This window comes from Amycolatopsis sp. SID8362, from assembly GCF_010550475.1.
Classification (GTDB): Bacteria; Actinomycetota; Actinomycetes; order Mycobacteriales; family Pseudonocardiaceae; genus Amycolatopsis; species Amycolatopsis eburnea.
The window spans coordinates 1-259 of the sequence record NZ_JAAGNB010000671.1 but is presented as its reverse complement, the minus strand read 5'-3'; the positions used below and the strand labels follow the sequence as shown (position 1 = coordinate 259).

Annotated in this window: 1 protein-coding gene; it reads right to left on the bottom strand. The window is 74.5% G+C overall.

Annotated elements, in window-relative coordinates:
- Positions 1 to 259: NAD(P)-dependent oxidoreductase (locus G3I65_RS20415; protein WP_160697521.1), on the bottom strand; the 259-nt coding region annotated here is incomplete at both ends.

The window sequence follows — 259 nt, the reverse complement described above, 5'->3', positions numbered from 1 at the left end:
GGCTGTACGCACTGTGCTGGATCCCGGTGCACGGGTGGTATTCGCTCACCTTGTCCCAGCGCGGCGCGGGCCCGTAGGCGGCCACCGAGGACGCTACGACCAGGTGCGGCACCCCGGCGTCGGCCGCCGCGGCGAGCACGTGCCGGGTGCCGTGGTCGTTGGTGCGCCACATCGGCGGGTCACCGCGCAGCGGCGAAATGGCCCAGGCGAGGTGCACGACGGCGGCCGCGCCCTCGAACAGCGCGGTCAGCTCCCGGTC